9 protein-coding genes and 1 pseudogene are annotated in these 12,737 nt (G+C 68.3%); all 10 read left to right on the top strand.

What is annotated here, in order from left to right:
* Positions 1–34 precede the first annotated feature (34 nt).
* The gene (locus C3942_RS08870; protein ID WP_104230029.1) at positions 35–1,186 is read left to right on the top strand and encodes an acetyl-CoA C-acetyltransferase; all 1,152 of its coding nucleotides are present in this window, start codon (positions 35–37) and stop codon (positions 1,184–1,186) included.
* A gap of 190 nt (positions 1,187–1,376) precedes the next feature.
* Positions 1,377–2,258 carry an SDR family oxidoreductase gene (locus C3942_RS08865; RefSeq protein ID WP_104230028.1) on the top strand — a complete coding sequence of 294 codons (882 nt, stop codon included), beginning with the start codon at positions 1,377–1,379 and terminating at the stop codon, positions 2,256–2,258.
* A gap of 320 nt (positions 2,259–2,578) precedes the next feature.
* Positions 2,579–3,652 carry an alpha/beta fold hydrolase gene (locus C3942_RS08860; RefSeq protein WP_104230027.1) on the top strand — a complete coding sequence of 358 codons (1,074 nt, stop codon included), beginning with the start codon at positions 2,579–2,581 and terminating at the stop codon, positions 3,650–3,652.
* Between the two features lie 275 nt (positions 3,653–3,927).
* Positions 3,928–5,037, top strand: a pseudogene (locus C3942_RS22940) (acyl-CoA dehydrogenase family protein); the annotation flags it as partial.
* 12 nt (positions 5,038–5,049) lie between these two features.
* The gene (locus tag C3942_RS22935) at positions 5,050–6,255 is read left to right on the top strand and encodes an acyl-CoA dehydrogenase family protein (RefSeq protein ID WP_436286237.1); all 1,206 of its coding nucleotides are present in this window, start codon (positions 5,050–5,052) and stop codon (positions 6,253–6,255) included.
* A gap of 145 nt (positions 6,256–6,400) precedes the next feature.
* Positions 6,401–7,198 (top strand): SDR family oxidoreductase, encoded by a 798-nt coding sequence (locus C3942_RS08850; RefSeq protein ID WP_104230026.1) that lies wholly within the window; start codon positions 6,401–6,403, stop codon positions 7,196–7,198.
* A gap of 14 nt (positions 7,199–7,212) precedes the next feature.
* Positions 7,213–7,668: a MaoC family dehydratase gene (locus C3942_RS08845; RefSeq protein WP_104230025.1), complete on the top strand. Its 456-nt coding sequence runs from the start codon at positions 7,213–7,215 to the stop codon at positions 7,666–7,668.
* Positions 7,669–7,762: 94 nt separating this feature from the next.
* Entirely contained in the window at positions 7,763–8,968 is a 1,206-nt protein-coding gene (locus C3942_RS08840) for an acetyl-CoA C-acyltransferase (RefSeq protein ID WP_104230024.1), read from the top strand.
* 120 nt (positions 8,969–9,088) lie between these two features.
* Positions 9,089–10,228: a WD40/YVTN/BNR-like repeat-containing protein gene (locus tag C3942_RS08835; protein ID WP_133164277.1), complete on the top strand. Its 1,140-nt coding sequence runs from the start codon at positions 9,089–9,091 to the stop codon at positions 10,226–10,228.
* Positions 10,225–12,612: an efflux RND transporter permease subunit gene (locus C3942_RS08830; RefSeq protein WP_243393555.1), complete on the top strand. Its 2,388-nt coding sequence runs from the start codon at positions 10,225–10,227 to the stop codon at positions 12,610–12,612. The genes C3942_RS08835 and C3942_RS08830 overlap by 4 nt, the downstream gene beginning before the upstream one ends.
* Positions 12,613–12,737: the final 125 nt, after the last annotated feature.

Genomic DNA, 12,737 nt, shown 5'->3' with positions numbered 1-12,737 from the left:
AAACGAAATTCATCAACTGGAAAAGGAAGCTCTCATGGCCGAAGCCTATATCGTCGATGTCCTGCGCACGCCCACCGGCAAGCGCAAGGGCAGCCTGTCCGCCATCCATGGCGCCGATCTCGGCGCGCACGTGCTCAAGGCCCTGGTCGAGCGCAACAAGGTCCCCGCCGAGGACTATGACGACGTCATCTTCGGCTGCCTGGATGCCATCGGCCCCCTGGCTGGCAACATCGCCCGCACCTCCTGGCTGGCCGCCGGCCTGCCGATGCACGTGCCGGGCGTCACCATCGACCGCCAGTGCGGCTCCTCGCAGCAGGCCGTGCACTTCGCCGCCCAGGCCGTGATGAGCGGCACGCAGGACGTGGTCGTCGCCGGCGGCGTGCAGACCATGACGCAGATCCCCATCTCCTCCGCGATGATCGCGGCGCAGCCGCTGGGCTTCAAGGATCCGTTCTCCGGCTCCAAGGGCTGGACCGCGCGTTTCGGCGACCAGCCGGTGTCGCAGTTCCATGGCGCGCAGCTGATCGCCAACAAGTGGGATATCTCGCGCCTGGACATGGAGAAGTTCTCGCTGGAGAGCCACGTGCGCGCCCGCCGCGCGATCGCGGAAGGCCGCTTCAGGAACGAGATCGTCTCCATCGCCGGCCTGGAGCATGACGAGACCACGCGCGAGACCTCGCTGGAGCAGATGGCCAAGCTGGAGCCGCTGGCCCCGGGCGGCACCATCACCGCCGGCGTGTCGAGCCAGACCGGCGATGCCGCCGCCGCGATGCTGATCGTTTCCGAGAAGGCGCTGAAGAAGTACGGCCTCAAGGCCCGTGCCCGCATCCACCACATGAGCGTGTACTCGGACGACCCGATCTACATGCTCACCGCGCCGATCCCGGCCACGCGCCAGGCGATGAAGAAGGCGGGCATGAAGCTCGAGGACATCGACCTGGTCGAGATCAACGAGGCCTTCGCCCCGGTCGTGCTGGCCTGGCTCAAGGACACCGGCTATCCGCACGCCAAGACCAACGTCAACGGCGGCGGCATTGCGCTGGCGCATCCGCTGGGCGCCACCGGCGTCAAGCTGATGGCGACGCTGCTCAACGAACTGGAGCGCACCAAAGGCCGCTACGGCCTGCAGACCATGTGCGAAGGCGGCGGCGTGGCCAACGTCACGATCATCGAGCGCCTCGGGTAAATCGCTGCTGTTCCGAGCCCCTCTCCCATCGGGAGAGGGGCGGGGGGTGAGGGACGCCGGTCGATCCTGACGCAGCGCGTCCCTCACCCTGAGTTTCACCTGCTGGGGATCGACATTGAGTCAGTCTCCAGCCTAGCGAAACTCCCTCTCCCGGTGGGAGGGGGAAGACCAGATCAAAGAGAGAATCCAGATGGGCATCTGCAACAACCGCACGATCATCGTCACCGGCTCCGGTGCCGGCCTGGGCCGCGGCTACGCGCTGGCACTGGCCGCCGAAGGCGCCAACGTCGTGGTCAACGACATCAAGCGCGAGGCCGCCGAGGCCGTGGTCGCCGAGATCCAGGCGGCCGGCGGCAAGGCCGTGGCCAACAGCGACGACATCACCTCGATGGCCGGCGCCGAGAACATCGTCAAGACCGCCGTCGACAGCTTCGGCGACGTGCACGGCGTGGTGAACAACGCCGGCATCGTGCGCGACCGCATGTTCGCTTCCCTCAGTGAAGACGATTGGGACCTGGTGGTGAAGGTGCACCTCAAGGGCCACTTCTGCATCGCCAGCAGGCTGGTGCAGCGCTGGCGCGACCAGGTGAAGGCCACCGGCACCAAGGCCGACGGCCGCATCATCAACACCAGCTCCGGCGCCGGCCTCAACGGCTCCATCGGCCAGAGCAACTACGCCGCCGCCAAGGGCGGCATCGCCTCGCTGACGCTGGTGCAGGCGGCGGAACTGGGCCGCTACGGCATCACTGCCAACGCCCTGGCCCCGGCCGCGCGCACCGGCATGACGGAAGGCCCCTTCGGCGCGATGATGAAGAAGCCCGAAGACGGCAGCTTCGATCACTACGCCCCCGAGAACGTCGCCCCGCTGGTGGTCTGGCTGTGCAGCCCGCTGTCGGCCCACGTGACCGGCAAGGTGTTCGAGGTGGAAGGCGGCAAGGTCTCCATCGCCAACGGCTGGAAGACCGGCATCGTCCGCGACAAGAAGGCCCGCTGGAGCCCCTCCGAATTGACGGAGGTGATCGACGGCCTGATCGCCGAATCGCCGGCCGCGCAGAAGGTCTACGGCAGCTGACGTCGCCGCACTCGGCCAGCCACTGGACCGGTTTCGGACACGATGCCCCGGGATGAACGTCCCGGGGCATTTTGCTGGGCGAGGCGAGGGCCGTCCGGCGGGTGGATGTCCCGGGGCATCCAGCCGCCGCCTTGGGCAAAAGCAGTGCTTTCAAGGGCTTGCTGCTGCGCTGCACCATAATGGGTGGAAACCTGGGTTACTGTGACATTGGGCGATGTCAGGGGAGTCAATGACGCCTGCGTCACCCTCTCTTTAAGGTCCGTGCAGCCCGCAAGGACCCAGGCCTGCGCCGGCTGTTTTGCCTAATAACTGGAGTCCCGATGATCCGTTTTCCTTCCGCCGCCGTGCTGGCGAGCCTGCGCTCGGCGATCTCCCCGGCCTTGTCGGTAATCGGGAGTTCCAAGGCGGGCCCCCAGGGTCTCGATGAGCAGCAGGCCGCACTGGACCGGGTCCGCGCCGCCTATCTGGCCAAGGCCGAGCGTCCCGATGAAGCCGCCCTGCGCCAGTGGCAGCCTTCCGGGCTGGCCTGGCCGCTGCTGCGCGAGGTGCAGCGCCTGGCCACCGGCATGCGCAAGCGCAGCGCCGTGGTCGAGGGCCATCGCCTGGTCTGGATGGAAGGCGGCAAGGCCGGCGGCGAGCCGGTGCTGCTGCTGCACGGCTTCACCTCCAGCAAGGAAAACTGGCTGCTGATGCTGCCCTTCCTGATGCAGCGCTACCGCCTCTACGTGCTGGACCTGCCCGCCTGGGGCGAGAGCCAGTACATCCATGGCCTGTCCTACACCCTGGACCGCCAGGCCGAGCGGGTCGCCGAATGGGCGCGCCGCACCATCGGTGCTCCGGCCCACGTGGTGGGCAGTTCCATGGGCGGCGCCATCGCCGGGCTGATGGCGGCTCGCCACGCCTCGCTGGTGGCCTCGCTGACGCTGATGAACGCCGCCGGAATGCACGGCGAGAACTCCAGCCCCTTCGAGAGCGGGCTCAGCGAGGGGCGCAACGGCCTGATCGCCGGACGCCTGTCGGAAGTGGTGCAGCTGCTGGAAAGCACCATGGAGCGCAACCGCAGCAGCCTGGCACTGGCGCTGGCGCCGCTGATGTACGGCCAGTTCACCAGCCGCCGCACGCTCAACCTGCACCTGTTCTCGCAGATGATCGAGACGCCGCAGGTGGAACTGTCGGGCATCCAGGTACCGACCCTGGTGCTCTGGGGCGAGCAGGACCGCATCCTCGACGTCTCCTCCGCCGACGCCTTCAAGGCCGCCATCCCGCATGCCGTGGTCAAGAAGCTCAGCGGCGTGGGTCACCTGCCGATGATCGAGGTGCCGGGCGTCACCGCGCGGCGCCTGCGGCATTTCTGGACGGCCCAGGCCGCCCAAAGGCTGGCGGAGGCGGCGTAGTTCCGCGTTGACCAGAAACCCCGCCCTGAGCGGGGTTTTGCCTTCGGGGCGCCATCCGCGGGGGGACGGCGGTTCGCCCATTCGGCCCCCGCCCGTGTTTTGCTACTTCGGCCTGGCATTGAGTCAGGCCTCAGCGGGGCCAAACACTCCATGGCCGGGCCTTCGCCGGCTTGGATTGCGATTTAGGCAATCCAAGAAACTCCCGACTCAGCCCAATGGATGAAGAGTCCCAGGCCCCAGGCCCACGATAATCCCGGCCTCATAGCCCAAGCTGGATGCCCCTCGTGAACCTGGCGCTGACCGAAGACCAGATCCTGATCCGCGATGCCGCCGAGAATTTCCTCGCCGACGTCAGCACCTCCGCCGCCGTGCGCGCCGCGATGGAAAGCCCGGCCGGCTACGACGAGTCGGTGTGGCAGCGCATCGGTTCCGAACTGGGCTGGTGCGCGCTGGCGATCCCCGAGGACTGCGGCGGACTGGGCCTGGGCCCGGTGGAGCTGGCGCTGGTCCTGGAGCAGATGGGCCGCCGCCTGCTGTGCGCGCCGTTCTTCTCCACTGTCTGCCTGGCGGCGAACCTGCTGGGCGAGACCGCCACGGACGCGGCGCGCCAGCGCTTCCTCGGCGCCATCGCCGAGGGCAGCCTCAGCGCCACCGCGCCGCTGCCCAGCAGCCTCGACTGGCGTGACGCCGCCGCCGAGCTGGAAGCGGTGCCCGAGGGCGAGGGCTGGAAGCTCAACGGCTTCTGCGCGCGGGTGCCCGATGGCGCCAACGTCGGCTGGCTGTTCCTGCCGGCGAAGCTGCCGGGCGGCGGCCATGGCCTGTTCGCGCTGCGCCACGACGACGAAGGCCTGGCGATCCAGCAGCTCAACGGCTGGGACCAGACCCGCCGCTTCGCGCGCCTGGACCTGAACGGCGTCGCCGCCGACCGCATCGACGATCCGGCCCGCTTCGACGACGGCATCGCCCGCGCGGCCGCGCTGGCCCGGCTCTACATCGCCGCCGAGCAGCTCGGCGCGGCGCAGAGCTGTCTCGATCTCACCGTGGCCTACACCGCCACGCGCAAGCAGTTCGGCCGCGTCATCGCCTCGTTCCAGGCGGTGAAGCACCGCTGCGCGCTGATGATGGTGCGGGTGGAGGAGCTGCGCTCCGCCGTGGCCGGCGCCGCGGCCGTAGCCGCCTCGGGCGCCGACACCGCGAGGCTGGAGATGGAAACGGCCATGGCGCGCGCGCTGGCGGCGGACAGCTTCTTCTGGTGCGCCCAGGAAGCCATCCAGCTGCATGGCGGCGTCGGCTTCACCTGGGAGTACGATCCCCAGCTCTACTTCAAGCGCGCCCAGGCCAGCAGCCACTGGCTGGGCAACAGCGATGCACTGCGCGCGCTGATCGCCGAGGGCGTGATCGCGGCCCCGGCGCAGCAGGAAGCCCCGGCCACCAGCGCCGGTGCCGATGAAGCCTTCCGCGCCGAGGTGGCCGGCTGGATGCGCGAGCACCTCAGCGGGCGTTTCGCGCCGCTGAAGCACCGTGGCGGCCCCGGCGACGAAGAGGCCTTCCCGGAGCTGCGCAAGGAATGGGAGCGCGAACTCGCCGCCGGTGGCTGGACCTGCGTGGGCTGGCCCAAGGAAGCAGGCGGCCGCGGCCTGGGCATCCAGCAGCAGGTGATCTTCCACGAGGAATATGCGCGTGCCGGCGGTCCCGGCCGCATGGGGCATATCGGCGAGGGCCTGATGGGCCCGGCGCTGATCCGCTACGGCAGCGACCAGCAGAAGGCGCGCTTCCTGCCGCGCATCGTCGACGGCACCGAGTTCTGGGCCCAGGGCTATTCCGAGCCCAATGCCGGATCCGATCTGGCCAACGTGCAGACCCGCTGCTGGCAGGAGGCCGACGGCTCCTGGCGCGTGCAGGGCCAGAAGATCTGGACCTCGCTGGCGCACGAGTCGGAGTGGATCTTCGTGCTGGCGCGCTGCGAGCCCGGCAGCAAGGGCAACAAGGGCCTGGCCTTCCTGCTGATGCCGCTGAAGCAGCCGGGTATCGAGATCCGCCCGATCAAGCAGCTCGGCGGCGGCTCGGAGTTCAACGAGGTGTTCTTCGACGGCGCAGTGGCGCAGGCCGACCACATCGTCGGCGCGCCCGGCGAGGGCTGGAAGGTCGCCATGGGGCTGCTGGAGGCCGAGCGCGGCGTGTCCACGCTGGGCCAGCAGATGCACTTTGCCCACGAACTGGAGCTGGTGGTGCAGGCGGCGCAGGCCGCCGGCCGCATCGGCGACGCCCAGGTCCGCCAGCGCCTGGCGCAGGCCTGGAGCGGCCTGCGGGTGATGCGCTACAACGCCCTGCGCATGCTCTCCGGCGAACAGACCCAGCTCGGGCGCGAGGCCCTGATCTACAAGTACTACTGGTCCAACTGGCACCGCGATCTCGGCAAGCTCGCGGTGGACGTGCTGGGGCCCGAAGCCGACACGGTCTCGGACGACCCGGCGATCCGCCCCCTGCAGCAGCTGTTCTTCTTCTCGCGCGCCGATACCATCTATGCCGGTACCAACGAGATCCAGCTCAACCTGATCGCCGAGCGCGGCCTGCAGATGCCGCGCGAGCCGCGGCCCGCCTGAGCCGGGCCGGAAGTCCCGGGAATCCGCCGGCAGGGCCGGCGGATTCCATTGCACCAGAATGGTGAATCCTCGTCTTTACGCACGAGGCTAGGGGGTCCGGGGGCCGGGCAGACTCCCGGTACTGAAAATTCCTACAGGATCGTCCATGACCGCGACCCCTTCCGCCCCGCCGCCGTACGTGCCGGCCCATGGCCTGCTCAAGGGCAAGTCGGTGCTGATCACCGCCGCCGCCGGCGGCGGCATCGGCTACGCCGCTGCCAAGCGCTGCCTGGAGGAGGGTGCCCGCGCCCTGATGCTGTCCGACATCCACCCGCGCCGCACCGAGGAGGCCGCCCAGGCCCTGGCCAAGGAGTTCCCGCAGGCCCAGGTCTTCGGCCAGGTCGGCAATGTCGCCGTGGAGGCCGACGTGCAGGCCCTGGTGGACGGGGCCGAGGACAAGCTCGGCGGCGTGGACGTGCTGATCAACAACGCCGGCCTCGGCGGCAGCAAGCGCGTCGTCGACATGACCGACGAGGAATGGAACAAGGTGCTGGACGTGACCCTGACCGGCACCTTCCGCATGACCCGCGCGATGCTGAAGAAGATGCAACCCCGCGGCCGCGGCGCCATCGTCAACAACGCCTCGGTGCTGGGTTGGCGCGCGCAGAAGGAGCAGGCCCACTACGCCGCCGCCAAGGCCGGCGTGATGGCGCTGACGCGCTGCTCGGCGCTGGAAGCCGCCGACCACGGCATCCGCATCAACGCCGTGTCGCCTTCCATCGTGTTCCACGACCACCTGCGCAAGAGCGCGCCGGAAGCGCTGCTGAAGGAGCTGGCCAGCCGCGAGGCCTTCGGCCGCGGTGCCGAGGCCTTCGAGATCGCCAACGTGATGGTGTTCCTGGCCTCCGACTACGCCTCCTACCTGGTCGGCGAGGTCATTTCCGCTTCCTCGCAGCGCTCCTGACAGAAACGACCCCCATGGCTACCCTGTTCGAAACCGCCGAGTCCATCCTCGAGTCCATCGGCAAGCCGCTGGACGTCAGCAACTGGGTGCAGGTCACCCAGGAGCGCATCAACCTCTTCGCCGATGCCACCGACGATCACCAGTGGATCCACGTGGATGCCGGCAAGGCCAAGGAGGGTCCCTTCGGCGCCTGCATCGCCCATGGCTACCTGACGCTGTCGCTGGCCTCGCGCTTCCTGCCGGAGATCGTCGATGTGCGGATGAAGATGGGCGTCAACTACGGCTGCGACAAGGTGCGTTTCCCGGCGCCGGTGAAGGTCGGTTCGCGCATCCGCGGCCGGGGCGACCTGATCGCCGCCGAGCGCACCAAGGACGGCGGCGTGCAGGCCACGATCCGCGTGACGGTGGAAATCGAGGGCGAGGCCAAGCCGGCCTGCATCGCCGACACCATCTCGCGCTACTACTTTTGAGTGAAGCTGGGCGCCCGGGCAGGGCGTACCGTTGTTCACTGACCCCTTAGGCGCGGCCGGTCCAGGTCCGGCCGCAACCCCGGAGAAACAGGTAATGAACGAAGCTGTCATCGTCTCGGTCGCACGCACCGGCATCGGCAAGGCCTTCCGCGGCGCCTTCAACGACACCGAGGCCCCGGTGCTGGGCGGTGCCGTGGTCAAGGCCGTGGTCGAGCGCGCCAAGGTCGATCCCGCGCAGGTCGACGACGTGCTGATCGGCTGCGCCGCGCAGCAGGGCACGCAGGCCTACAACCTCGGCCGCCTGGTCGCCTATACCGGCGGCCTGCCCGACACCGTCTCCGGCATGACGCTGGACCGCCAGTGCTCCTCCGGCCTGCAGACCATCGCCATCGCCGCCAAGAACATCATGGTGGGCGAGCAGGACATCGTCGTCGCCGGCGGCCTGGAATCGATCTCGCTGGTGCAGAACAAGCACAAGAATTCCTACCGCTTCGTGTCCGAGGCGGTGCTGGCGGCGCAGCCCACCGCCTACATCCAGATGATCGAGACCGCCGAGATCGTCGCCGAGCGCTATGGCATCAGCCGCCAGGCGCAGGACGAGTACTCCGCTGAAAGCCAGAAGCGCACCGCCGCCGCGCAGGCCGCCGGCCTGTTCAACGACGAGATCGTGCCGCTGACGGTGCAGAAGCAGCTGTTCGACAAGGAAGGCAACCCCACCACCAAGGAAACGGTGACGCTGGCCAGGGACGAGGGCAACCGCGCCGATACCACCGTCGAGAGCCTGTCGGCCCTCAAGCCGGTCTGGAAGGACGGCAAGTTCGTGCAGCTGGGCAAGCACATCACCGCCGGCAATGCCTCGCAGCTGTCCGACGGCGCCGCCGCCGCGCTGCTGATGAGCCGCAAGGCCGCGCAGGAGCGCGGCCTGCAGCCGCTGGGCATCTACCGCGGTTTCGCCGTGGCCGGCTGCAAGCCGGACGAGATGGGCATCGGCCCGGTGTTCGCCATCCCCAAGCTGCTGGCCCGGCATGGCCTCAAGGTCTCCGACATCGGCCTGTGGGAGCTCAACGAGGCCTTCGCCTGCCAGGTGATCTACTGCCGCGACAAGCTCGGCATCCCGCACGACCGTCTCAACGTCAACGGCGGCGCCATCGCCATCGGCCATCCCTTCGGCATGAGCGGCGCCCGCATGGTCGGCCACGCCCTGCTCGAAGGCCGCCGCCGCGGCGTCAAGTACGTGGTCACCACGATGTGCATTGGCGGCGGCATGGGTGCCGCCGCGCTGTTCGAAATCGCCGCCTGAAGTAAAAAAGAGCGGCTTACGCGAAGGCGGCCAGGGCTCCGGATCCGGTGCCCCGCCTGCGCAGGGCTGATGTGTGTCACCCGGCATAGACCGGGTTGAAACAATGAGGAGAGGTTCGTCATGAATCGGATGACGTCGACGCTGGAGCCATCCAGCCCGGTCAGGAGTTCCTACAGCACGGGATGGCCGTCGGTGCTGTTCGCCGTGGCCGTGGCCGCCGCCGCGACCTACGCGTTCTCGCACCGTCCGCCGCCGCCGTTCGCGCCGACGCAGGTGCAGGCGGACCGCATCCAGATCAACGGCGTCGTCCGTGCCGGCACGCGCCTGGTCGCGGTCGGCGAGCTGGGCCGCATCCTGGTTTCGGAAGACGGCAAGGCCTGGACCGAAGCCAAGGTCGAGAAGCCGCGCGGCTCCACGCTGACCCAGGCATTGGCCACCGACGGCGCCGTGCTCGCGGTGGGCCATGACGGCTGGATCCTGCGCAGCGAGGACCAGGGCCAGACCTGGAAGGAAGTGCAGTTCACCGCCGAGGGCGATCCGCTCCTGGGCATCGCCGGTCCCTACGACGGCAAGCTCTATGCCTACGGCTCCTTCGGCCTGTTCCTGAGCTCCGCCGACGGCGGCAAGACCTGGACCAAGTCGACCCTGGCCGAGGAAGGCGCCGCCCCGGCCGCCGATCCGGCCGCCGCCGCGCCCGCCGAAGCCGCGGCTCCCGCCGAGGCAGATCCCTGGGCCGATCCCTTCGCCAACGTCGGCAAGGGCGACGAGGGCATCGGCGATCGCCACCTCAACGGCATGACGCGTGCCGCCGACGGCAGCCTCTGGCTGGTGGGCGAGCGCGGCCTGCTGCTGCAGTCGAAGGACCAGGGCGCCACCTGGAAGGATCATCCGGGCGTCTATGCCGGCTCCTTCTTCGGCGTGCTGTCGCTGCCCTCGCGCGGCCTGCTGGTCTACGGCATGCGCGGCAACGCCTACTACAGCACCGACAGCGGCCAGACCTGGACCAGGAGCAAGATTCCCGAGGCGCTGTCGCTGTTCTCGGGCGCGGTCACCGCGCAGAACGAGGTGGTCCTGGTCGGCGCCAGCAACGCCGTGTTCGTCTCGCGCGACGGAGGCATCGGCTTCACCCGCATGTCGCCGGTCAACCAGAAGACCCTCACCGCCGTGCTGCCGCTGGCCAGCGGCGACATCGTCCTCGCAGGCGAGGGCGGCGTCGGACTGGGTGGACTCAATGCGCAGCCGAAGGGAGACACTCCGTGAGCAGCAAGATGGAAAGCTTCGTCGGCCGCGTCGCCGACATCCTCATCGGCCGCCGCAAGATCCTCGCGGTGGTCTTCGGCATCGTCACCGTGCTGTTCGCCGCCAGCGCCACGCGCGTCAAGCTCGACCCGGGATTCCTCAAGCTGATCCCGATCAAGCACGAATACATGCGCACGATGATGGACTACATGCGCGACTTCTCCGGCGCCAACACGCTGCTGGTGAACCTGCGCTGGAAGGGCGAGGGCGACATCTACAACAAGGAGTTCATGGATGCCCTGCAGGGCGCCACGGACGAGGTGTTCTACATCCCCGGCGTCAACCGCACCAAGGTGTCGTCGCTGTTCACGCCCAGCACCTACTACATCGAGATCACCGAGCAGGGCTTCAACGGCGAGCCGGTGGTGCCGGCCAAGTACTCGGGCACGCCCGAGGAGCTGGAACAGGTGCGCAAGAACGTGGCGTTGTCGGGCCAGATCGGCCTGATCGTCGCCAACGACCTCAAGGGCGCCATGATCCGCGCCGACCTGCAGGACTATGACCCGAGCAAGGGCCAGGAAGGCCAGCGCGTGGACTACTGGGAGGTCCAGCAGAAGCTCACCGAAATCCGCGAGAAGTTCGAGAACCAGAACATCGAGGTCAACATCATCGGCTTCGCCCGGCTGCTGGGTGACGTGATCTACGGCCTGCTCGGCGTATTCATCTTCTTCGGCGTCGCCTTCCTGATCACGATGGCCTTGCTGTACTGGTACACGCGCTCGGTGCGCCTCACCGTGGTGGCGCTGATCGTGGCGCTGCTGCCGGTGCTGTGGCTGATCGGCACCCTGCCGCTGATCGGCTTCGGCATCGACCCGATGTCGATCCTGGTGCCCTTCCTGATCTTCTCGATCGGCGTGTCGCATGCCGTGCAGATGACCAATGCCTGGCGCCAGGAGGTGGTGGCCGGCGCCACCGCCGTGGAGGCCTCGCGCGCCGCCTTCTGCAAGCTGTTCATCCCCGGCGCCGTGGCCCTGCTGACCAATGCCCTGGGCTTCGCAGTGATCATGTTCATCGACATCCCCATCGTGCACGAGCTGGGCATCACCGCCTGCCTCGGCGTGCTGCTGATGATCGTCACCAACAAGATGATCCTGCCGATCATCCTGACCCGCGTGAAGCTCGAGGAATCCAGCCGCCAGCACTCGCTGCGCGGACCCTCGCCGCTGATGGGCAACGTCTGGAAGGCCCTGGCGCGCTGCGCCGAGCCGCGCACGGCCGTGCTGGTGTTCGTGGTCTGCGCCGTGCTGCTGGCGGTGACCACCGTCGCCTCGCGCAAGATGGTGATCGGCGACTCCGGCAAGGGCGTGCCCGAGCTGCGCTACGACTCGCGCTACAACTACGACGACCGCGCCATCAACGGCAGCTACAACATCGGCACCGACGTGCTGACGGTGATCGCCGAGGCCAAGGACTTCGAGGGCGACTCCTGCCTGCACTACGAGGTCGTGGACCTGATCGACCGCTTCGAGCTGTACGTGCGCGGCATCGACGGCGTGCAGTCCGTGACCAGCGTCGCCGGCATCGGCAAGCTGGTGATCTCCGCGTTCAACGAGGGCAACCCGCGCTACCGCGCGCTGCCGCGCACCCAGACCGGCCTGTCCACCGGCTCCAAGGCCTTCGACCCCAACCTGGGCCTGAACAACGAGAGCTGCCGCGCGATCCAGGTGCTGATCTTCATGAAGAACCATGACGGCACCGTGGTGGCCCATGCCGTGGAGGAGATCAAGAAGTTCATCGACGCCAACCTGACCAAGGGCGTGAAGCTGCGCCTGGCCTCCGGCAACGTCGGCGTCATGGCGGCGACCAACGAGGCCGTGGGATCGGCCGAGGTGACGATGCTGGCTGCCATCTTCGGCGCCCTGGCGCTGCTCTGCCTGGTCACCTTCCGCTCCTTCGCCGCCGTGATCTGCATCATCGTGCCGCTGACCATGGTGTCGATCTTCTGCAACGCCCTGATGGCGGTGCTTGGCATCGGCCTGAAGGTGGCGACGCTGCCGGTGGTGGCGCTGGGCGTGGGCGTGGGCGTGGACTACGGCATCTACCTGTTCGAGCGCATCCAGCACGACCTGGAAGAGGGCAGCGACTTCCGCAGCGCCTTCTACGAGGCCATGCGCCAGCGCGGCACGGCTGCCGTGTTCACCGCCATCACCATGGCCATCGGCGTCGGCACCTGGGCGTTCTCCGCGCTCAAGTTCCAGGCCGACATGGGCATCCTGCTGGCCTTCATGTTCCTGGTGAACATGCTCGGCGCCATCTGCCTGCTGCCGGCGCTGGGCGCCTGGTTCTACAAGGGGCAAGGCCGTGCCCCGGCCGCGGTGGGTGACGCGACGAGCGCCGCGCACTGACTTTCCTGAAGTAAATCAAAGGCCGGGTGGACCTCCACCCGGGCTTTTTCGTGGCTCACCCGAACGAGGCAGGTTTCGGAGCGGGGAGGGTGGCTAGGATGCTTTCGCAGCCTGCTGGAACCCGT

Origin of the sequence: Solimonas fluminis (genome assembly GCF_002930645.1) — a bacterium.
In the GTDB taxonomy this organism is placed as follows: domain Bacteria; phylum Pseudomonadota; class Gammaproteobacteria; order Nevskiales; family Nevskiaceae; genus Solimonas_A; species Solimonas_A fluminis.
Note: the sequence above shows the minus strand (reverse complement) of the source record. Positions and strands in the feature narration are given on the sequence as shown.

Bases quoted from the DNA above. Each gene is read 5' to 3' on its own strand.
- C3942_RS08865 (WP_104230028.1), top strand. From the start codon at position 1,377: ATGGGCATCTGCAACAACCGCACGATCATCGTCACCGGCTCCGGTGCC.
- C3942_RS08835 (WP_133164277.1), top strand. From the start codon at position 9,089: ATGAATCGGATGACGTCGACGCTGGAGCCATCCAGCCCGGTCAGGAGT.
- C3942_RS08850 (WP_104230026.1), top strand. From the start codon at position 6,401: ATGACCGCGACCCCTTCCGCCCCGCCGCCGTACGTGCCGGCCCATGGC.
- C3942_RS08840 (WP_104230024.1), top strand. From the start codon at position 7,763: ATGAACGAAGCTGTCATCGTCTCGGTCGCACGCACCGGCATCGGCAAG.
- C3942_RS08845 (WP_104230025.1), top strand. From the start codon at position 7,213: ATGGCTACCCTGTTCGAAACCGCCGAGTCCATCCTCGAGTCCATCGGC.
- C3942_RS08860 (WP_104230027.1), top strand. From the start codon at position 2,579: ATGATCCGTTTTCCTTCCGCCGCCGTGCTGGCGAGCCTGCGCTCGGCG.
- C3942_RS08870 (WP_104230029.1), top strand. From the start codon at position 35: ATGGCCGAAGCCTATATCGTCGATGTCCTGCGCACGCCCACCGGCAAG.